This window comes from Bacillus sp. 22483 (genome assembly GCF_052044605.1).
GTDB classification, from domain to species: domain Bacteria; phylum Bacillota; class Bacilli; order Bacillales; family Bacillaceae; genus Bacillus; species Bacillus altitudinis.
This window is the reverse complement of the sequence record NZ_JBQENU010000002.1, coordinates 249,803-271,691: the sequence shown is the minus strand read 5'-3', so window position 1 is coordinate 271,691 and position 21,889 is coordinate 249,803. Positions and strand designations below refer to the sequence as shown.

At 40.0% G+C, this 21,889-nt stretch carries 19 protein-coding genes; all 19 read left to right on the top strand.

What is annotated here, in order from left to right; all coding sequences use genetic code 11:
• The first annotated feature begins 9 nt into the window (after positions 1-9).
• The 19 genes from ACTJJQ_RS04280 to ftsZ all read left to right on the top strand — a co-directional run bounded on the left by ACTJJQ_RS04280 (position 10) and on the right by ftsZ (position 21,658).
• Entirely contained in the window at positions 10-903 is an 894-nt protein-coding gene (locus ACTJJQ_RS04280; protein WP_440599981.1) for a 2-dehydropantoate 2-reductase, read from the top strand.
• A gap of 64 nt (positions 904-967) precedes the next feature.
• On the top strand, positions 968-2,587 hold the full coding sequence (gene bshC / locus ACTJJQ_RS04275; protein ID WP_440599980.1) for a bacillithiol biosynthesis cysteine-adding enzyme BshC: 1,620 nt from the start codon (positions 968-970) through the stop codon (positions 2,585-2,587).
• A gap of 127 nt (positions 2,588-2,714) precedes the next feature.
• Entirely contained in the window at positions 2,715-3,146 is a 432-nt protein-coding gene (gene mraZ / locus ACTJJQ_RS04270) for a division/cell wall cluster transcriptional repressor MraZ (protein ID WP_003211163.1), read from the top strand.
• 66 nt (positions 3,147-3,212) lie between these two features.
• Positions 3,213-4,145, top strand: a complete 933-nt coding sequence (gene rsmH / locus ACTJJQ_RS04265) for a 16S rRNA (cytosine(1402)-N(4))-methyltransferase RsmH (protein ID WP_007499781.1) — start codon at positions 3,213-3,215, stop codon at positions 4,143-4,145.
• A gap of 36 nt (positions 4,146-4,181) precedes the next feature.
• On the top strand, positions 4,182-4,529 hold the full coding sequence (ftsL, locus tag ACTJJQ_RS04260; protein ID WP_025207292.1) for a cell division protein FtsL: 348 nt from the start codon (positions 4,182-4,184) through the stop codon (positions 4,527-4,529).
• Positions 4,530-4,536: 7 nt separating this feature from the next.
• The gene (locus tag ACTJJQ_RS04255; protein ID WP_024720306.1) at positions 4,537-6,687 is read left to right on the top strand and encodes a penicillin-binding protein; all 2,151 of its coding nucleotides are present in this window, start codon (positions 4,537-4,539) and stop codon (positions 6,685-6,687) included.
• A gap of 125 nt (positions 6,688-6,812) precedes the next feature.
• Positions 6,813-8,732 carry a stage V sporulation protein D gene (locus ACTJJQ_RS04250; protein WP_017359366.1) on the top strand — a complete coding sequence of 640 codons (1,920 nt, stop codon included), beginning with the start codon at positions 6,813-6,815 and terminating at the stop codon, positions 8,730-8,732.
• Between the two features lie 211 nt (positions 8,733-8,943).
• A complete protein-coding gene (locus ACTJJQ_RS04245) occupies positions 8,944-10,419 on the top strand; it encodes a UDP-N-acetylmuramoyl-L-alanyl-D-glutamate--2,6-diaminopimelate ligase (RefSeq protein WP_440599979.1) in 1,476 nt (491 codons plus the stop codon).
• A 136-nt stretch (positions 10,420-10,555) separates the two neighbouring features.
• Complete coding sequence (mraY, locus tag ACTJJQ_RS04240) at positions 10,556-11,530, top strand: phospho-N-acetylmuramoyl-pentapeptide-transferase (protein WP_007499771.1); 975 nt, start codon at positions 10,556-10,558, stop codon at positions 11,528-11,530.
• Between the two features lie 9 nt (positions 11,531-11,539).
• Positions 11,540-12,886: a UDP-N-acetylmuramoyl-L-alanine--D-glutamate ligase gene (gene murD / locus ACTJJQ_RS04235; RefSeq protein WP_440600000.1), complete on the top strand. Its 1,347-nt coding sequence runs from the start codon at positions 11,540-11,542 to the stop codon at positions 12,884-12,886.
• A 59-nt stretch (positions 12,887-12,945) separates the two neighbouring features.
• Entirely contained in the window at positions 12,946-14,046 is a 1,101-nt protein-coding gene (gene spoVE, locus ACTJJQ_RS04230) for a stage V sporulation protein E (protein WP_007499768.1), read from the top strand.
• Positions 14,047-14,244: 198 nt separating this feature from the next.
• Complete coding sequence (gene murG, locus ACTJJQ_RS04225; protein WP_440599978.1) at positions 14,245-15,339, top strand: undecaprenyldiphospho-muramoylpentapeptide beta-N-acetylglucosaminyltransferase; 1,095 nt, start codon at positions 14,245-14,247, stop codon at positions 15,337-15,339.
• 30 nt (positions 15,340-15,369) lie between these two features.
• The gene (murB, locus tag ACTJJQ_RS04220; RefSeq protein WP_007499764.1) at positions 15,370-16,281 is read left to right on the top strand and encodes a UDP-N-acetylmuramate dehydrogenase; all 912 of its coding nucleotides are present in this window, start codon (positions 15,370-15,372) and stop codon (positions 16,279-16,281) included.
• Between the two features lie 136 nt (positions 16,282-16,417).
• Positions 16,418-17,197, top strand: a complete 780-nt coding sequence (locus ACTJJQ_RS04215) for a cell division protein FtsQ/DivIB (RefSeq protein ID WP_268416686.1) — start codon at positions 16,418-16,420, stop codon at positions 17,195-17,197.
• Entirely contained in the window at positions 17,194-17,883 is a 690-nt protein-coding gene (locus tag ACTJJQ_RS04210; RefSeq protein WP_007499760.1) for a DUF881 domain-containing protein, read from the top strand. The genes ACTJJQ_RS04215 and ACTJJQ_RS04210 overlap by 4 nt, the downstream gene beginning before the upstream one ends.
• A 20-nt stretch (positions 17,884-17,903) precedes the next feature.
• Positions 17,904-18,629: a DUF881 domain-containing protein gene (locus ACTJJQ_RS04205; RefSeq protein WP_007499758.1), complete on the top strand. Its 726-nt coding sequence runs from the start codon at positions 17,904-17,906 to the stop codon at positions 18,627-18,629.
• Positions 18,629-18,997, top strand: coding sequence for a small basic family protein (locus ACTJJQ_RS04200; RefSeq protein ID WP_003210988.1), 369 nt, complete (start codon positions 18,629-18,631; stop codon positions 18,995-18,997). Before ACTJJQ_RS04205 ends, ACTJJQ_RS04200 begins: the two co-directional genes overlap by 1 nt.
• A gap of 159 nt (positions 18,998-19,156) precedes the next feature.
• Positions 19,157-20,479, top strand: coding sequence for a cell division protein FtsA (ftsA, locus tag ACTJJQ_RS04195; RefSeq protein ID WP_007499754.1), 1,323 nt, complete (start codon positions 19,157-19,159; stop codon positions 20,477-20,479).
• A 33-nt stretch (positions 20,480-20,512) separates the two neighbouring features.
• A complete protein-coding gene (gene ftsZ / locus ACTJJQ_RS04190) occupies positions 20,513-21,658 on the top strand; it encodes a cell division protein FtsZ (RefSeq protein ID WP_007499752.1) in 1,146 nt (381 codons plus the stop codon).
• Positions 21,659-21,889 lie beyond the last annotated feature (231 nt).

Genomic DNA, 21,889 nt, shown 5'->3' with positions numbered 1-21,889 from the left:
GTGCGGCAATTGAAAATTGGAATCATTGGCGGTGGTGCGATTGGTCTGCTTTGTGCCAGTTATTTATCAGAGCATCATGACATCACCCTCTTTACAAGAAGAAAACAGCAGGCAGAAGAAATTCGAGCATTAGGCATTGAACGAATGGTAAGAGGGGAAACCATTCAATCAGCTGTTTGGGCCGATACGGGAGTCAAAGGAATATTTGATTTGCTGATTGTGACAGTGAAGTATCATCACCTGCAAGATGTTCTAAGTGAATTATCAGGACTGCCTCGTCAGCGGATCTTATTTTTGCAGAACGGAATGGCCCACTTATTCGATTTAAAGAACTGGAAAGCGGCACATCAGTTATATATTGGTGTAGTAGAGCATGGCGCAATGAAGGTGTCTGATCGCGCAGTAAATCATACAGGAATTGGTGTCATCAAGTGGGGAGCATTTCTGCATGAGGAAAAAGGACCTATGAGTAGTGAACTGTCAACGGGCGATTTTCAAATGGTTTATACAGATGAATGGAAGAAAGTACTGGAGGAAAAACTGCTCGTCAATGTGTGTATTAATCCGTTGACGGCTTTATTACATGTGAATAATGGGGAATTGGTATCGAACCCGTCATATGAACATATGATGACATGTGCATTTGAAGAAGCGGTTTCCATTCTAGGGTTGCTTGAGAAAGATCGTCTATGGGCTCATGTGAAATCAATTTGTCATCAAACGGCTGCCAATCAATCGTCGATGCTGCAAGATATCGTCAAAGGCCGCCAAACTGAAAGAAAAGCAATCATTGGCTACCTTTTAAAAAAAGCTCAAGGTCAAGGGATGACGCCGCCATTCCTCACTTTCTTGAATAGAAGCTTGGAAGTATTGGAAAAAAAGCAAACAAAATCTTTTGAGTGAGCTCATTTACATGCTATACTTTTTCGGGAAACTAACTATTTATTGAAGAAAGGAAGTTCTAAACATGCAATTGACTGAACTTTCCATCCGAAGTCAGAATTTATTCATACGTGATTATATAGAAGAAAAAAAAGAGATGACTGCTTTTTTTGATTATGATATACATTCTGAGCACACATGGAAAAAGAGATACGACGATCTCATGGAAAGGAGCTTCCCGCGCGAGGCTTTAGCGGATTATATGAGCGCATATCATGCGAAATTTGATTCGGCTGCGATGCGTGAGAATATTGAGAAGATCCGTGATGAACGGAGCGTCATGGTGGTTGGAGGACAGCAGGCAGGCTTACTGGCAGGTCCGCTTTATACCATACATAAAATCATTTCCATTATTCAGTTTGCCAAAGAAAAAGAATCAGCGCTTGGCGTTCCTGTTATTCCGGTCTTTTGGGTAGCGGGTGAAGATCACGACGTAGACGAAATTAACTTTGTGTACACGTCTGGCGAAAAAGGCCCAGTCAAACAAAAGCTTCCATTACATCATGTGAAAAAAACAGCTGCGAAAAGAACACCTCTTCACCAAGAGAAAACAGAGAGATGGCTTCGTGATGTATTTTCAACCTATGAGGAATCTGCTTACACCAATGACTTGTTTGATCAGCTTCTTCGATGTTTACGCAAATCAGAAACGTTTACTGATTTCTTTGAGTGGATTGTTTGCGATCTATTTGAAGAAGATGGACTCCTGTTATTGAATTCAGGAGACTTCGGCGTGAAGCCACTTGAACGTACGTTATTCAAGCAAATTGTGGAGTCGAGTGATGCGATCGTGGCTCGCTTAGATAACACGCAGGCTGCCATGAAACAAGCGGGGTATCAGCCGATTATTGAAGCTGGTGACCATCAAGCCAACTTGTTTTACGAATATGATGATGAACGTTTCCTCATTGAACAAGAGAATGGCCAATTTTCTATATCTGAAGTGGGGCTTACTTGGACAAAAGATGAGCTTTTGCAGGAAGTCGAGGAGCACCCAGAGCGGTTTAGCAATAATGTGGTGACCCGTCCATTGATGCAGGAAGCCCTTCTTCCAACGCTTGCTTTTATGGCTGGACACGGTGAAGTGAACTATTGGGGTGAGCTGAAAGGCATCTTCGAGTACTTCGATGTCAAAATGGCACCCGTTCTTCCAAGACTGCACGTCACCATTCTTGAAAGGCATATTGATAAGAAGCTGCCAATAAGAGAATTGTCGGTTGAAGAGGTGCTGACAAAAGGCGTGAAAGAAAAGAAGGATGCGCACTTTCAGCAAAGTCTTCCAGACAGCTTCGTTCAATCAGTTCAACATGCCAAACGTGAATTAGCGAATGTTCACGAGGCAATGAGACAAGAAGCGCTAGAGATCGAACCAAGCTTTGAACAGCTATTAGATAAAAATGCCAAATTTATAGAAGACCAGCTTCAATTTGTTTATCAAAAGGTTGCAAAGCGTGTGGAAGAGAAGGAAGGATACATCCTTCGAGATTTTGAAAGGATTGAAAATAGTTTAAAACCACTCGAAGCACCACAAGAAAGAATTTGGAATATCATGTACTTTTTAAACAAATATGGTCCAGAATTCTTCAAAACGTTCAAAAATCTGCCATTTTCATTTCAAAACAAGCAACAAATTGTCAAACTTTGAAATAAAGTTTTAATGAACCCTGACTAGTTCAGGGTTTTTTTTTATGTGGAAACAGTGTAAAATAAGTTTTGTGGAGAGAAGTGGTGGATAGTGGAGAGTATGGGTGAGAAAGTGGGGCTCTAATATCATGTTCATGGGTGAATACCAACATACGATTGATACAAAAGGGCGCATGATCATCCCTGCTAAATTTAGAGACGGTCTCGGAGAACAGTTTGTGCTGACGAGAGGGCTTGATCAATGTTTATTTGGCTACCCTATGAGTGAGTGGAAACTAATTGAAGAGAAACTCAAAGCACTGCCGCTAACGAAAAAAGATGCACGTGCGTTTACTCGGTTCTTCTTCTCCGGCGCAGTTGAATGTGATCTGGACAAGCAGGGGCGTATTAACATCGCATCCAACCTACTCCAATATGCAAAACTCGAAAAAGAATGTGTGGTCATCGGCGTTTCAAATCGAATTGAGTTGTGGAGTAAGTCGATCTGGGAACAATATACAGAAGAGCAAGAAGATTCTTTTGCTGAAATTGCTGAAAACATGATTGGATTTGATATATAATAATCCCTTGTGCAGCAAGCTTTCTACACATTCATTTCTATTTGAAAAAGGTGGGACCATATCATCATGTTTCAACATGAGACAGTATTATTAAAAGAAACAGTTGACGGTTTAAACGTCAAAGAAGACGGTACATATGTGGACTGCACGCTAGGCGGCGCAGGTCATAGCTCATATTTACTATCTCAATTATCAGAAAAAGGTACATTGATTGGGTTTGACCAAGACGATGCTGCACTGGATCATGCACGAGAGAAGCTCGCACATGTTAAAGCGAACATTCTTTTCATAAAAAGCAACTTCCGATATTTAAAAGAACGTCTGAATGAACAAGGAATTACAAGCGTAGACGGTGTGATTTTTGATCTTGGGGTTTCATCACCTCAGCTTGACACACCAGAGAGAGGCTTTAGTTATCACCATGATGCACCTCTTGACATGCGAATGGATCAAACCGCTGCTTTGTCAGCAAAACAAGTGGTGAATGAATGGCCATTTGAAGATCTAGTTCGGATTTTCTACAAATATGGGGAAGAAAAATTCAGCAAGCAAATCGCACGCAAAATTGAAGAAGCCAGAAAAAAAGCGCCAATTGAAACAACAGGTGAGCTTGTCGACATTATTAAAGAAGGAATTCCCGCACCTGCAAGACGAAAAGGCGGACATCCAGCGAAAAGAGTGTTTCAAGCGATCCGAATTGCCGTAAATGACGAATTGAAAGTATTTGAAGAAGCACTAGAACAAGCAATAGAGTTACTCAATCCGAAGGGGAGAATTTCTGTCATTACATTCCATTCACTTGAAGATCGGATTTGTAAAAGTACATTTAAAGAAATGTCTTCTCTTCCAGAACTTCCGCACGGACTACCAGTGATTCCAGAAGGACTTGAACCAAAACTGAAGCTGATCACGAGAAAACCAATCGTTGCATCAGAACAAGAGCTGGAATATAACAACCGTGCCCGTTCAGCGAAGCTCCGAATTGCAGAAAAAAAGTAAACGACACCATAGATGATGATAAAAAGGAGGTTTCTTATGAGTAATTTGGCTTACCAAAGAGAAGTAAAGCAACATCAAACCGAGCAACAAGGTCAATCGGTTGTGATTAGAAGAAGAGGTTCTATTACACTTGGTGAAAAAATCTTACTTGTCATGTTTGTCATGGCTCTCATGTGCAGCTCGATCCTCATCATTTCTAAAGCCTTTGCTGTTTATCACGCAAATATCGAAGTGCAGAAGCTAGAACAGCAAGTGTCTTTAGAATCGAAAAAGATCACTGAACTGCAAAAGCAAAAAGATTTACTAAGTGAACCAGAGAGAATCATTGAAGCCGCTAAAAAAGCAGGCTTAAGCATGTCGAAAGATGTTAAGAAGGTCGATTAACATGGCGATGCCTAAAAAGAATAAAATGATGAACAGAGGCGCGGCAATTGCGAGTATTTGCTTCGCCCTGTTTTTCTTTATCATCCTTGCACGTTTTATTTATATTCAGATTACGGGAACCGTCGATGGACAAGTGTTAGCTGCAAAAGCCAATGAACAATATCAATCGAAAAAAACACTTGAAGCCAAAAGAGGGTCCATTTTAGACAGAAACGGAAATGTGATTGCAGAAGATACATCTGTGTATAAGCTGATTGCGATCATGAGCAAGAAAATGACGGTCGATCCAAAGCATCCGATGCATGTCGTTGACAAAGAAAAGACAGCAAAAGAGCTGTCAAAAGTCATTGATATGAGTGAGAGTGAAATTTTAAAGCGTCTGAATACAAAAGATGCGTTCCAAGTCGAGTTTGGTAAAGCCGGAAAGGATATTAGTTTTTCAACTAAGGAAAAAATTGAAAAGCTAAAACTTCCTGGGATCGCCTTTGAAAAAGATACAAAGAGGTATTATCCAAACGGCATGTTTGCTTCGAACTTAATCGGTTATGCTAGATTAGATGAAGCCACCAAGGACATGTCAGGCGCAATGGGTCTAGAAAAGGCTCTGAATAAATATTTAAAAGAAAAAGATGGCTATGTAACGTATAACAGCGACAGAAGCGGATGGGCACTTCCGAATAGTAAAGAAGACATCGTTGCCCCGAAAGACGGGAAAAACGTCACACTGACCATCGACCAAAAAATTCAAGCATTTCTTGAAGAAAGTATGACGCAGGTCGCTAAAAAATATAAGCCGAAGAAAATCATTGCGACAGTCGTTGATCCGAAAACTGGAAGAGTTCTTGCGATGGGACAGCGGCCAAGCTTTAATTTAAATGAACTCGACATTACGAATTATAACAACGATGTCATTTCTTACGCATTTGAACCAGGTTCAACGATGAAAATTTTCACACTCGCTGCTGCTATCCAAGAAGGAGTGTACCAAGGCAGTGACAAGTATCAGTCTGGTACTTATAAAGTAGGCGGCGGTCTTGTAAGAGACCATAACAACGGAAATGGCTGGGGAAAAATTGATTTTCATGAAGGTGTTCTACGTTCTTCAAACGTAGCTTTTGCGAAATTGGCAAAAGAAAAATTAGGTTTCACACGCTACGAACAATACTTGCAAAAATTCCATTTCTATGACAAAACAGGCATAGACTTGCCGAACGAAGCGTCTAGTAAAATCAATTTCAGATACGAATATGACAAAGCATCGACTGCTTATGGTCAAGCGTCAGCGATTACCCCGATTCAGCAAATTGAAGCGGCGACAGCCATTGCAAACGGTGGAACGATGATGAAGCCATATGTAATCGATCATATTACAGATCCGAACACAAACAAAACAATTTTACAGCACGAACCAACAGTAGCAGGAAAACCAATTTCTTCTGATACAGCGAAGCAAGTCCGTGACATTTTAGGTGAGGTCGTTTCCTCAAAAATTGGCACAGGACAGCCATACCAAATCAAAGGTTTTGATGTCGCTGGGAAAACGGGTACAGGACAAATTGGCGGTGCTGGCGGCTACCTTCAAGGGAGAAACGATTACGTCTTTTCATTTATGGGAATGGCACCAAAAGATGATCCGAAGCTACTCGTTTATGTGGCTGTCCAACAGCCTCAGCTATCTGAAACACAGACAGGCTCTGCCCCTGTTTCAGAAATCTTTAACCCTGTGATGAAAAATAGTTTGCTCTATTTAAATATCGCACCAACAAAAACAGACGATAAAAAATCTGGCAAACAGAAAATAAAACAAGAAACAATGCCGTCATTCCTAGATTTAGAAGTGAAACAGGCAGAAACAGAAGCAAAAAACAAAAAGTTATCACCTGTTGTCATTGGTGACGGTTTATCCATTAAACGCCAATGGCCAAATGCGGGCTCTGAATTCTCTGAAAGCCAGAAAGTCTTTTTGAAAACAGCAGGGAAAACCATTAAAATGCCTGATATGACAGGCTGGTCCAGAAGGGAAGTTCTTCAATATGCGTCTATTTCAGGTGTGCATATTGAAACAAATGGACAGGGATATGCTGTCAAACAAAGCGTGAAAAGTGGAGCAGAGATTTCAGATAAAGTCGTCACAGTGACCTTCAAAAGTCCAAATTAACTTGAAAACCTAGCAAATCATTTGCTGGGTTTTTTTCTTTTGCTTGAGCGATGGACGAGATCGTTCTATAAAAAGACGAGCCTGCATATGATGAAAACAAGCCATATGTAAGGAGTGAACCGGGCGTGCGAGTGTCAAGTGTAACAGTGAGAAAACGATTGCTTTTCGTGCTGCTGTTTGGGGTGATCATTTTTTTCATCATAGATACTAGATTAGGATATGTGCAGTTTATTATGGGCGAGAAGCTGACAAGTTTAGCGAAAGATTCATGGAGCCGTAACCTTCCATTTGAACCAGAACGAGGAGATATTTTGGATCGAAATGGGGTGGAGCTTGCGACGAACAAAAGTGCTCCCTCTATTTTAGTCGTGCCGCGGCAGGTGAAAGACCCAGCAGAAACAAGCAAAAAATTAGCTGCAGTACTGAATATGTCTGAGGAGAAAGCGTACAAGCATGTCACCAAGAAAACGTCTATAGAGCGGATTTCTCCAGAGGGGAGAAAAGTATCTCATGAAAAAGCAAAAGAAGTCAGAGAGCTTGATTTAGATGGAGTCTATGTAGCAGAGGACAGCATCAGACATTACCCGTTTGGAAGTTTCTTATCTCATGTATTAGGTTTTGCTGGAATTGATAATCAGGGCTTACTTGGGCTAGAAGCGTACTATGATGATGACCTAAAAGGTGAAAAAGGCTCTGTGAAATTTTATTCTGATGCAAAAGGGCAGAAAATGCCAGATGAAGCAGATGATTATACACCGCCTAAAGATGGGCTTGATATGAAATTAACCGTTGATTCAAAAGTGCAAACCATCATCGAACGAGAACTAGACAATGCTCAGGCAAAATATAACCCAGATGGCATGATTGCCATTGCCATGAATCCGAAAAATGGTGAGGTGCTGGGAATGTCGAGTAGACCTGACTTTGATCCGGCTGACTATCAATCAGTTGATTCAAAAGTATTTAACCGAAACTTACCGGTGTGGAGCACATATGAGCCAGGATCGACGTTTAAAATCATTACACTGGCAGCTGCCCTGGAAGAAAATAAAGTAAATTTAAAACGTGATCATTTTTTTGACAGCGGATCTGTGACAGTGGATGGCGCAAGGCTCAGATGCTGGAAAAAGGGAGGACATGGATCACAGTCGTTTCTAGAAGTGGTACAAAACTCTTGTAACCCAGGATTTGTCGAGCTAGGCGACCGTCTTGGAAAAGATAAACTATTTTCTTATATTAAAAATTTCGGCTTTGGTCAAAAGACAGGAATCGACCTTCAAGGAGAAGGTAGAGGAATTTTGTTCCCGCTTGATCGTGTTGGTCCTGTAGAACAGGCAACAACAGCATTTGGTCAAGGTGTATCTGTTACGCCGATTCAACAAGTAGCTGCAGTGGCAGCCGCAGTAAATGGAGGAACGCTTTACACGCCGTATATTGCAAAAGAATGGATCGATCCAATTACAAAAGAGGTAGTGAAAAAGCAATCACCAATTGCCAAGAAGAAAGTCATTTCAGCGGAGACGTCTAAAGAAATCAGGTATGCCCTTGAAAGTGTAGTCGCTCAAGGAACTGGTCGGAATGCATTCGTTGAAGGATATCGGGTGGGCGGAAAAACAGGAACAGCACAGAAAGTAAAAGACGGAAAGTACATGGAAAATAACCACATTGTGTCATTTATCGGGTTTGCACCTGCGGATGATCCAAGCATTGTTGTATATGTAGCAGTAGATAACCCAAAAGGCACGATTCAATTTGGTGGGACAGTAGCGGCACCTATTGTGGGCCATATTATGCGAGACAGTCTGCCTGAAATGGGCGTGAAAAAAAGAAAAGGACAAATTGAAAAGAAGTATCAATGGCTGGACACAAAAACCATTGAGGTACCGAATCTTGTAGGAGGATCTGTTTCTGACCTTGAATCACTCCTGATTAATCTAAAGATTGATGCTTCAGGAACTGGCAGTAAAGTGGTGAAGCAATCGCCTGCTGCCGGCACAAAGGTCAAAGAAGGTTCCACGATCCGATTATACTTAAATGATGAATAATAAAGAATGAACAGAGGGTAGCCGCACTCATTCGGCTGCCTCTTTTTGTTGAAAGAGAAGGGTCGCTTTAAAAAAAGAGCATAAAGTGTGTTTTTTCCAAGAGAAACTTAAGGAATACGCTGGATGTATCCTTTTTTTTACGATAAAATATAGACTGTGTGTTTTTTTCACAAGACATGCACGTGAACGAATTTGAGAGGTTTGATATGAAATGAAATTACAAGAACTCCTTACATACTTTAAAAGTGAAAACAATGAACTGATAAACGAAAATCCGGAGATTACTTCCATTGAAATGGATTCAAGAGAAGTGAAAAAAGGGAGTCTTTTTGTCTGTATAAAAGGCTATACAGTAGATGGACATGATTACGCTGAAAAAGCAGTGAGAAGCGGGGCTGCAGCGATTGTAGCAGAACACCCACTTCACATAACAGATGTACCAGTCATTATTGTAAAACACTCTCAAAGAGCACTTGCAAGAATAGCAGATGCTTTTTACGAACAGCCAACTCATCAACTCAATCTAATTGGTATTACAGGAACGAACGGGAAAACGTCCACAACACACATGATTGAGCAAATCATGAGAAAAGCCGATAAAAAAACAGGTTTAATCGGTACGATGTATATGAAGGTAAACGATGAAATTCTCGAAGTGAAAAACACAACACCTGAGAGTGTCACCCTTCAGAAGACCTTTAAGCAGATGCTTAATCAAGATGTAGATACGGCCATTATGGAAGTATCATCACATGCTTTGCATCTTGGGCGTGTTCATGGATGTGATTATGATATTGCCGTCTTTACAAATCTTACCCAAGATCATCTGGACTACCACAACACAATGGAAGAATATAAACATGCAAAAAGCTTGCTCTTTTCCCAGCTTGGAAGTGCCTTTCAGCACGATAAGCCGAAGCATGCCATTTTAAATGCAGATGATGAAGCGTCTAGTGATTTTGAAAAAGTCACAGCTGCTGAAATTATGACGTATGGCTTAGAGCAAGAAGCAGATGTAATGGCAAAGAACATTCAAATCAAACCAAAGGGAACACAATTTGATTTGATCACCCCAATCGGCACAAAAAATGTGACGGTTGCCCTTATTGGGAAATTCAATGTGTATAACATTTTAGCAGCTGTATCAGTAGGAATTGTATCAGGCTTAACGTTTGAAACGATCGTTAGTGCCATTGAAGAACTTGAGGGAGTCAAAGGAAGATTCGAACTTGTGAATTTTGATCAAGACTTCCCAGTCATCGTTGATTATGCGCACACACCTGACAGTTTAGAAAATGTACTGACTACGTGTAGAGAATTAACAGAAGGTAGAATTTTCTGTGTAGTTGGCTGCGGGGGCGACCGTGATAAAACCAAGCGCCCTCAGATGGCCCAAATCGCTGTGAAATATGCAGATGAGCCTGTTTTCACATCAGATAATCCAAGAAGTGAAGATCCATCAGCCATTTTGAAAGACATGGAAAATGGCGTGCCAAACGCCTATTATCACAGCTTTGTGAACCGGAAACAGGCCATCTTTTTTGCCATTGCTAATGCAAAAAAGGGCGATACAGTCTTAATAGCTGGAAAAGGCCATGAGACGTACCAAATCATTGGTGATCAAGTCTATGACTTTGATGATGCCAAGGTGGCAGCGGACGCTATTTTAGATCTAAACAAATCTTAAAAATGATGAAAAGAGTGTAATGAAATGAAGCATTTTGTACAAAAACAACATACGAAAGACACGAATGAATATCATAATAATGAATGCTATTTTCTAATGGAAAACGGCTTTGGAAATTCGGAAGGAGTAAAGAACAATGCTTGAACAGGTGATATTGTTTACAATCATAATGGGATTTTTAATCAGTGTTCTTTTATCCCCGATTTTTATTCCGTTTTTAAGAAGGCTTAAATTTGGTCAAAGTATTAGAGAAGAAGGACCTCAGTCTCACCAAAAGAAATCTGGTACCCCAACAATGGGTGGAATTATGATTATCTTTTCTATTACAATTACAACGATCGTGATGATTAACAAATTCTCTGAGATTAGTCCAGAAATGTTTTTATTGTTATTTGTCACCCTTGGCTACGGATTATTAGGATTTTTAGATGATTATATTAAAGTAGCGATGAAGCGAAATCTTGGCTTAACATCGAAACAAAAACTGATCGGGCAAATTGTGATTGCTGTGATTTTCTATGCAGTCTTCCATTATTATGAGTTTGCAACGACTATTCGCATTCCAGGAACAGATGTCAGCTTTGACTTAGGATGGGCATACTTTATCCTCGTCGTTTTCATGCTTGTCGGTGGTTCTAATGCGGTAAACCTTACGGATGGACTTGATGGTTTATTATCTGGAACAGCTGCTATTGCATTCGGAGCTTTTGCCATATTGGCTTGGAATCAATCTCAGTATGATGTGGCGATCTTTTCGGTAGCAGTAGCAGGCGCTGTCCTTGGGTTCCTTGTCTTTAATGCGCATCCTGCAAAAGTATTTATGGGTGATACGGGATCGCTTGCTTTAGGCGGTGCCATAGTGGCCATTGCCATTTTAACAAAACTTGAGATTTTACTCGTCATTATTGGAGGAGTATTTGTTGTTGAAACGTTATCCGTTATCCTTCAAGTCATCTCCTTTAAAACAACTGGAAAAAGAATCTTTAAGATGAGCCCGCTTCACCACCACTATGAGTTAGTTGGCTGGTCTGAGTGGAGAGTAGTTGTCACCTTCTGGACAGCTGGTTTATTGCTTGCTGTTTTAGGAATTTACATCGAGGTGTGGTTATAATTGAATAGGATGCAAATGTTAAAAGACGAACATGTACTAGTACTAGGCCTTGCAAAAAGCGGATATGCGGCAGCCTCAATTCTTCACGAGCACGGAATAAACGTGACGGTCAATGACCAAAAAGCTTTTGAAGAAAACGAGCCTGCTCAGCTACTTTCTGAAAAGGGGATTGATGTCATTTGTGGCAGTCATCCTCTTCGTATGTTCGACGATAAAGAAATTACGATTTTAATTAAGAACCCTGGAATTCCTTATGAGAATGTGATGGTTCAAGAGGCGCTTCGCCGAAAAATTCCAGTTTGGACTGAAATAGAATTGGCGTATCATTTGACCTCGTCTCCTTTTATTGGGATTACCGGATCAAATGGAAAAACGACCACGACCACTTTGATTTATGAAATGTTGAAAAAAGACAGCCAAAAAACATTGGTAGCAGGTAATATCGGAACGGTCGCAAGTGAAGTTGCCGCGCGTGCAGCGGGCGATGAATGGATCGTAACTGAGCTCTCTTCATTTCAGTTAATGGGAACCGTTGAATTCAGACCTAAAATCAGCTTAATATTAAATATTTTTGACGCACATTTAGACTATCATCACACGCGTGAAGAATACGAAAAAGCAAAACAGAAAGTGTATGCACATCAACAAGAAGATGACATAGCTGTGGTTAACCTAGATGATCCTTCTGTTGTCAAACTAGCAGAAGATTCGAAAGCGCAAAAAGTGTTTTTCTCAGTTAAAAAGCCGGTAGCACATGGAGCGTTTATTAAAGATGGTGCCATTTACTATATGAATGAACATGTCATTGACCTCAAGGATGTTGTTCTTCCTGGTGAGCATAACCAAGAAAATATTCTAGCAGCTATTTGTGTTGTAAAAAATGCAGGCTGCTCAAACGAAGCGATTGCGCAAGTTCTTACTACATTTAGTGGAGTGAAGCATCGTTTGCAATTTGTGGAGACGATTCAAAATAGAAAATTTTATAATGACAGTAAAGCGACCAATATACTGGCAACAAGTAAAGCTTTGTCTGCCTTCAAGCAGCCGACCATTTTACTAGCAGGTGGACTGGATCGTGGCAATGAATTTGATGAATTAAAACCTTTTATGAAGAATGTAAAAGGAATGATTACATTTGGTGAGACTGCGCCTAAGTTTGTGAAGCTTGGTGAAGAGCTGGGAATACATCACGTAAAACATGTCGATAATGTTGAACAAGCAGTACCTGCGGCGTTTAGCATATCTGAAGAAGAAGACGTGATTTTATTGTCTCCAGCTTGTGCAAGCTGGGATCAGCATAAAACATTTGAAGAACGTGGAGACATGTTTGTAAACGCCGTGCATATGCTTAAATAAGGGCTTGTCTCTCATAAGACTGACAGCCCAAATGAAATTATGCTTGGGGTGTCGGTCTCTTGACGAATAAGAAAACTTCTCCGGATTTTTTGCTTGTTGTCATTACGTTACTTTTATTGACGATTGGTTTAATTATGGTGTACAGCGCAAGTGCTGTGTGGGCATCGTATAAATTTGATGATTCGTTTTATTTTGCAAAAAGACAGCTTTTGTTTGCCGGAATCGGAGTTATCGCAATGTTTTTCATTATGCGGGTCGATTATTGGACGTGGCGGACTTGGTCAAAGATACTGATTGCAGTGTGTTTTCTCCTCCTCGTGCTTGTCTTGATTCCTGGTATCGGTATGGAGAGAAATGGTTCAAGAAGCTGGATTGGTGTCGGTGCGTTTAGTATTCAGCCCTCTGAATTTATGAAGCTTGCGATGATTGCGTTTCTTGCAAAATTCTTATCTGAAAAGCAAAAGAATATCACATCCTTTCGTAAAGGTTTCGCCCCAGCACTAGGTATTGTGTTTTCTGCATTTGCCATCATTATGCTGCAGCCGGACCTAGGTACAGGAACGGTTATGGTTGGAACCTGTATTATTATGATATTTGTTTCAGGTGCGAGAATCGCTCACTTTATCTTTCTCGGTCTTTTAGGGCTTAGCGGATTTGCCGCACTTGTCTTATCAGCACCCTATCGAATAAAACGAATTACATCTTATTTAAATCCTTGGGAGGATCCACTTGGCAGCGGGTTTCAAATTATTCAATCCTTATACGCTGTCGGTCCAGGCGGTCTGTTTGGAATGGGGCTAGGTCAGAGTAGACAAAAATTCTTCTATTTGCCTGAGCCTCAAACAGACTTTATCTTTGCTATATTGTCTGAAGAACTTGGATTTATAGGTGGATCACTCATTTTGCTGCTCTTTAGTGTTCTATTGTGGAGAGGCATTAGAATAGCCCTCGGGGCACCAGATTTATATGGAAGTTTCTTGGCAGTGGGTATCATCTCAATGGTTGCCATTCAAGTAATGATTAATATCGCAGTTGTCACTGGTCTCATCCCTGTGACGGGCATCACACTCCCATTCTTAAGTTATGGCGGTTCATCACTGACATTAATGCTGATGGCAATTGGCGTACTTTTGAATGTAAGCAGATATGCTAGATATTAATGTGCTGATAGTCCATGAAACCATATAGACTTTTATTTTGCAAAAGTATGAAAAAATGATTTGAAGAGTGAAAATGGCAGTTTCTGTTTCGAAAACATGATGATTGACTCTTCTTTACAGGTTTTGACGGAGCCCTGTTGTTTAAAACAGGGTTTATACTTTGTTCAGAGCAGAAAAAAATTGAGGGGAAATGGTATAATGCGTATAGTTATTAGTGGAGGCGGAACAGGCGGGCATATTTATCCTGCTCTAGCTTTTATTAAAGAAGTGAAAAGACTGCATCCTGATGTGGAATTTTTATATATTGGCACTGAGAATGGGCTTGAAAAGAAAATTGTAGAAAGAGAAAATATCCCTTTTAAATCAATTGAAATTTCAGGTTTTAAAAGAAAGCTTTCCTTTGATAATGTAAAAACAGTGATGAGGTTTCTAAAGGGCGTCCAAAAAAGTAAATCTTATTTAAAAGAATTTAAGCCGGATGCTGTTATTGGAACAGGTGGTTATGTGTGTGGTCCAGTTGTTTATGCTGCGTCTACGCTAAAAATCCCAACGATCATTCACGAACAAAATAGCCTGCCAGGCATCACAAATAAGTTTCTGGCACGGTATGTGAATAAAGTAGCCATCTGTTTTGAAGAAGCAAAGGAACACTTTCCTTCAGAAAAGGTTGTTTTTACGGGAAACCCAAGAGCCTCTGAAGTCGTCTCTATTAAAGAGGGAAAATCTCTTAAAGAGTTTGGGCTGGATGAGAAGAAAAAAACGGTTCTTATTTTTGGCGGGAGCAGAGGTGCAGCTCCAATCAATCGAGCAGTGATTGACATGCAAGATGAATTAAAGGCAAAGAACTATCAGCTTTTATATATTACAGGTGAGGTTCATTATGAAAAAGTGCTGAACGAATTAAAAGAAAAAGGTGAAGCACCGAATATGATCACAAAGCCTTTCTTGCATCAAATGCCGGAGTATTTAAAATCAATTGATGTCATTGTTGCAAGAGCGGGAGCCACAACGATTGCTGAAGTGACGGCACTTGGAATTCCGACTATCTTCATTCCAAGTCCATACGTGACCGCAAATCATCAGGAAATTAACGCTAGATCACTTGAAAAACATGATGCTGCGATCGTTTTAAGAGAATCAGAGCTTTCTGGAGATCGCTTGCTTCATGCAATTGATGAAATTGCTGGTAATGACGAGAAACTACATCAAATGAGCCGTTTAACAAAAGAACTTGGAGTACCAGATGCGGCCACACGTTTATATAATGTGTTAAAAGAAATTACGACTTCATGATGAATGATATGAGGTAAGGCGGAGGGTAATATGGAGAACTTGAAGAATGAATTATTAGAAGCGCAAGTTGGTAAAGTACTTGAAAATGAACCGCTTGCAAATCATACGACAATGAAAATAGGCGGACCGGCCGATCTATTAGTCATCCCTAAAGATGTCGATGCTGTCAAAACAATTATGGATCAGGTGAAAAAACATGATACTCAATGGACGGTCATTGGGAGAGGATCCAATTTACTTGTCCTTGATAAAGGAATTCGCGGGGTCGTTTTAAAGCTGGGCGCTGGGCTTGATCACTTAACTGTCAATGATGAAGAAATTACAGTTGGTGGAGGCTATTCAGTTGTAAGACTCGCGACGTCTCTTAGTAAGCAGGGGCTGTCAGGATTGGAATTCGCAGCTGGTATTCCAGGATCTATTGGTGGCGCTGTTTATATGAACGCAGGGGCACATGGATCTGACATTAGCAAGATTCTTGTGAAAGCGAGAGTCTTATTTGAAGATGGAACGATCGAGTGGTTAACTAATGAGCAAATGAATTTTAGCTATCGAACTTCTGTGCTTCAAAAGGAACGCCCTGGAATTGTTCTCGAAGCAGTGTTCAAGCTTAAACAGGATGAACGTGAGAAAATCACAAAGAAAATGCAGCAAAATAAAGATTATCGTAAGGAAACACAACCGTATAATAAACCATGCGCCGGCAGTATTTTCCGAAATCCATTACCTGAGTATGCAGGACAGCTTGTAGAAAAGGCGAATTTAAAAGGATATCAGATTGGCGGCGCTAGAATTTCTGATATGCACGGAAACTTTATTGTCAATGCTGGTGGGGCGAAGGCTCAAGATGTGCTCGACTTAATTCAGTACATTCAAAAGAAAATCAAAGATGACTACAATGTAGAGATGCATACAGAAGTAGAAATTATTGGTGAAGCAAATTAAAGGCTACTACTTATGAATGATGGTATCACAGGAAAACAAACGGCATTTTTTCATGCCGTTTGTTTTCTAATCAATATGAGATAAAGAATGATCCAAAGGTGCGGACAAGCAGCTTTGAATGAGGTGAAGAGTATATATGCGGCCTGATCATGAAAATGAAAAGATCGTCAATATAGAAGAGCGAATCCCTAAAATTAAAGAACAAAGGAAGCAGAAAGCGAATCGGAGATTAATCTCTTTTATTTTGCTGTTTTTTATCATGGTTTTAATTATTGTCTATTTGCAAACACCAATCAGTAAAATTTCTTCTTTGACCATTAGTGGTAATGAACATGTACCAACAAAACAGCTCGTTAAACTTTCGCAAATTAAAGAAGGCGAGACAGAGTTTTGGAATTTAAATAAAGATATGACAGCAGACCATATAAAGCAAAATAAATTGATTAAAAGTGTCAGTATCAAAAAACATTTCCCTAATAAGGTCAGTATTGCTGTCAAAGAGTATGCAAATATTGCGTATCTGCAAAAGGGACATTTTTATTATGAGCTTCTTGAAAACGGGACGGCTTTGCCAGATGAAGTAACGCCAAGTCACGCAGGACCTATTTTTGTCGATTGGGACAATAAAGAGAAATTGAAGCAAACAGTGAGAGCTCTGAATCAACTGCCGGCTTCTATTCAGGAACTAATCTCAGAAGTATATTACGTACCGACTAGCTCCAATCAGTGGCTCGTTAAATTTTATATGAATGATGGAAACACCGTTATTGCATCAATTAAAACATTCGCAGATAAAATGACGACGTACCCTGCCATTGTCAAAGAGCTTTCGTCCTCTGAGAAAGGTACGATTCATATGGAAGTAGCTACGTATTTTGAAGCTTTTAAATCTAAGAAAAAGGAAGATGAACGTTGAGAGGCAAAACCGTCATATTCTCAATTGTAATGCTTGTTCTTGGATTTCTGATTTCTTTTTCATACCAATATACGAAGCAGCATCGAGCAGATGTCAATCGAACAGAACAATGGAAAAAAGAATATTCTTTGAAAAGTCAGCTAACAAAGCAAGAAAAGGCGAATCAAAAACTTGAAAAAGAACTTTATCGTCTTCAATCAAAAGTCCAAGAAACAGAGTTTGGTTTGAAAAATGAAAAAGAGCAGTATTTTAATGTTTTGGAAGATGTTGAGAAATACAGAATGTTTACAGGAGAAATAGGTGTAAAAGGGAAAGGGGTAAAAGTATCTCTTGAAGATGCATCTTATATCCCGAGTGGACAAAATGTCAATAATTACATTGTGCATGAGAGCCACATTTTCCATGTGATAAACGAACTATTTATATCAGGGGCATCTGCTGTAGCTATAAACGGACAAAGAATCACACACCAATCATACATACATTGTAACGGTCCAGTCGTCACGGTTGATGGTGTTCAACATCCAGCACCATTTGTCATTTCTGCTATTGGAGATCCAGCTGTTTTAATTCCTGCATTAAACATTGCAGGCGGGGTGGTTGATCAGCTGACAAGTGATCATATTTCCATGACGATTGAAAAGAAGGATATTCGTATGAATCCTCTTCTAAGAAACAAAGATTAAATGTGAAAAGGTGAGTGGTGTTGAGGAAAAAGAAGCCATTACTTAGTTTGACAGTCCTGATGGTCATATTTGGCATCATGGTCTCCATCCAGTTTAACTCTCTACAAAAGCCTAAAGTTCGCGATACTCGAGACGTTTGGGAATTAAGAGAGGATTTATCTGCATCTAAAAGTAAAGAACTGGATTTATTGAAAGAAATTGATAAATATGATGAAATGCTAAAAAAGTATGGCAACCAAGAAGATCAATCAAAAGAAGCACAATTAACAAAAACGTTGAAGGATTTGAAAGAAAAGGCTGGTTTTACAGAGGTAACGGGTGAAGGAGTTGAAATAGAAATTACTCAGCTTTTTTCTAAGGAACTTACCGGAGAAGAAGTCAAAAATATACCACCTGATCTTCTAAAAAAACTAATCAACGAAGCCAATATGTTTGGGGCAAAACATATTTCCATTAATGAACACCGGGTGATTAACACCAGTGTTATTCGAGATATTAATGGTACGACGAAAATGGATGGTTACAGCATAGATGGTGATACAGTCACGATTAAGATGGTCAGCGAGCAGGCCGATAAATTATACAGCCGTTTAAATGTATCAGATATTGGTGATTTGTTTGCTCAGGAAAATTTCAGTTTGAGTATTAGACCGCCGAAGAAAAAAATTCATTTAAAAGCATTCGACGGTACAATTCAATTAAATGAATTGAAGCCTCTTGACGATGTAAAGGAGGGAAAATCTTAATGTGGCTTCCTGTACTTGGTTTAATCATAGGAGTTGCGATCGGTTTCTTAACGAATTTTACGATACCGAATGAGTATTCTAACTATCTTTCCCTCGCTGTACTTGCTGCGCTTGATACATTGATTGGTGGAATCAGAGCACATCTGCAAGGGGCATACGATGAACTAGTGTTTGTATCAGGTTTCTTCTTTAATATTATACTCGCAATAAGTTTAGCTTTTCTGGGCGTCCATCTTGGTGTAGACTTGTATTTAGTCGGAATGTTTGCATTCGGTGTTAGATTGTTTCAAAATATCGCCGTTATTCGAAGAATTCTACTAACAAAATGGACAATTTCTAGAGAAAAAAAGAAAAAAAGTGAGTCATAAAAAAGGATATACATATGATGTAACGAATATTTTCAGTAATCCTAATAAAAAATGTTGATTTTTTAAGTTTTGTTACACACTTGTAAAAACACATTCATTGTATTGTTGTTCAGCAAATAATAGAATAGAAAGTATTGATATGTGAGGAGGTGCCATAGAATGAACAACAATGAAATTTACGTCAGCCTTGACATCGGTACATCCAATATAAAAGTCATCGTCGGAGAAATGGCGGATGATTCGCTTAACATTATAGGTGTTGGAAATGTCCCTTCAGAGGGGTTAAAAAAAGGATCGATTGTTGATATAGATGAAACAGTTCATTCTATTAGACAAGCATTTGAACAGGCTGAGAGAATGGTAGGTTTTCCTTTACAAAAGGCGATAGTCGGAATTAACGGAAACCACATTCATATTCAAAATACGAGCGGCGTGGTCGCAGTGTCTAGTGAAAATAAAGAAATACATGCTGAAGATGTGAGACGTGTCTTGGATGCTGCACAGGTAGTATCTATTCCGCAAGAACATCTCGTAGTAGACGTAATTCCGAGACAATTTATCGTCGACGGAAGAGATGAGATCACAGATCCGAAAAAAATGCTAGGTGTACGGCTAGAAGTGGATGGATCGTTAATCACAGGTTCTAAAACGATTCTACATAACTGGCTCCGATGTGTAGAGCGGGCTGGTATTGAAATTATGGATATTTGCTTGCAGCCACTCGCATCGGGTTCAGCGGCGTTATCGAAAGATGAAAAAAATCTAGGGGTAGCTCTTGTCGATATTGGCGGCGGCTCTACTACGATATCCGTATTTGAAAACGGGCATCTCTATTCTACTCACAGTATCCCATTGGGCGGAGAGAACATTACAAAAGATTTGTCTATAGGACTTAGAACTTCCACTGAAGAAGCTGAACGAATCAAAAAGCAATTTGGGCATGCATTCTATGATGAGGCATCGTCTGAGGAGACATTTGAAGTTTCCGTCATCGGTACGGACCAAAAACAGACGTATACACAACTTGAAGCAGCCAATATCATCGAAGCGCGATTGGAAGAGATTCTGCTTTTTGTGGCAGAGGAATTACGCAATATGGGTGTCCATGATTTGCCTGGCGGATTCGTTCTAACAGGTGGACAGGCAGCTATACCAGGTATCCTTTCTCTGGCACAAACGGTCTTACAAAACAATGTAAGAATCGCAAGTCCTAATTATATTGGGGTCAGGGAACCTCAATATATGACAGGAGTGGGCCTGATCCATTTTGCTTATCGCAATGCAAAGATTCAGGGCAGACAGGTTGGATTCCAAATGCCGGATGAAGCATTTCATGAAGTAGGCGCGTCCATGGAGCCGGTTTCTTCTACACCACAAGTAAAAGAAGCTCAGCCAAGACCGAAAGTGAAACAAAAAGCGCAACAAGAGACAAATAAAAAACCGGGCAAAATGAAAAAACTATTTAATATGTTCTGGGAATAGAACTAGATTTTCGACGGATTAGGAGGATTCAGCATGTTGGAGTTTGAAACAAATATAGACGGCCTAGCATCAATTAAAGTAATCGGTGTAGGTGGCGGCGGAAATAACGCTGTCAACCGAATGATTGAAAATGACGTACAGGGTGTCGATTTTATTGCAGTGAATACAGATGCACAGGCGTTAAACTTATCAAAAGCAGAAACAAAAATGCAAATCGGTGCTAAGCTGACAAGAGGGCTTGGAGCAGGTGCGAATCCTGAAGTCGGTAAAAAAGCTGCTGAAGAAAGCAAAGAACAAATTGAAGAAGTCCTAAAAGGCGCTGACATGGTCTTTGTGACAGCAGGTATGGGCGGTGGAACTGGTACGGGTGCTGCACCTGTCATTGCGAAAATCGCAAAAGATTCTGGAGCCTTGACAGTTGGAGTTGTGACTCGTCCTTTCACATTTGAAGGAAGAAAGCGTCAGCTTCAAGCAGTTGAAGGGATTGCTTCTATGAAAGAAGCAGTTGATACGTTAATCGTGATTCCAAACGATCGCCTGCTTGAAATTGTCGATAAAAACACGCCAATGCTTGAAGCATTCCGTGCAGCAGATAACGTGTTAAGACAAGGTGTTCAAGGGATCTCAGATCTCATTGCAACACCAGGTTTAATTAACCTTGACTTTGCTGACGTGAAAACGATCATGTCTAACAAAGGTTCAGCTCTTATGGGAATTGGTGTCGCAACAGGCGAAAACCGTGCTGCTGAAGCAGCGAAAAAAGCCATTTCTTCACCACTTCTTGAAACAGCGATTGATGGAGCACAAGGTGTTATCATGAATATTACTGGTGGTACGAACCTTAGTCTTTATGAGGTACAAGAAGCAGCGGATATTGTTGCATCAGCCTCTGATGAAGATGTCAACATGATCTTTGGATCTGTCATTAATGATAACTTGAAGGATGAAATTGTGGTCACAGTCATCGCAACCGGTTTTATTGAGCAAGAGCCGGAAGTGACAAAACCTCAAAGAAATCCATTAGGACAAGGATTAAAGCAAAATCAATCCATTCCACAAAAGCGTGAAGTAAAACGTGAGGAACATCAGCAAACATCATCACAACCAAGACAAAATACACAGTCAAGTGATGATACATTGGATATCCCAACGTTCTTACGTAACCGCAACAAACGATAAGCAAGCACGATTCATCCCCTTCCTTTGGAAGGGGTTTTTTTATGTCTGCATGGTGAGAAGATCCTGAGCCTGATTGATATAAAAGTCTTGTTTCCGACGTGTTATTTGGAACTATCGTATGTGTTTTGGTTTGAGCCTTTTAAGTCAAAAGAATCATTTTTAATTCCCTTTACAAAAAACGACAAAATGTTGAACTTTATTTGACTACATTAATGAGAACACCATGAAACT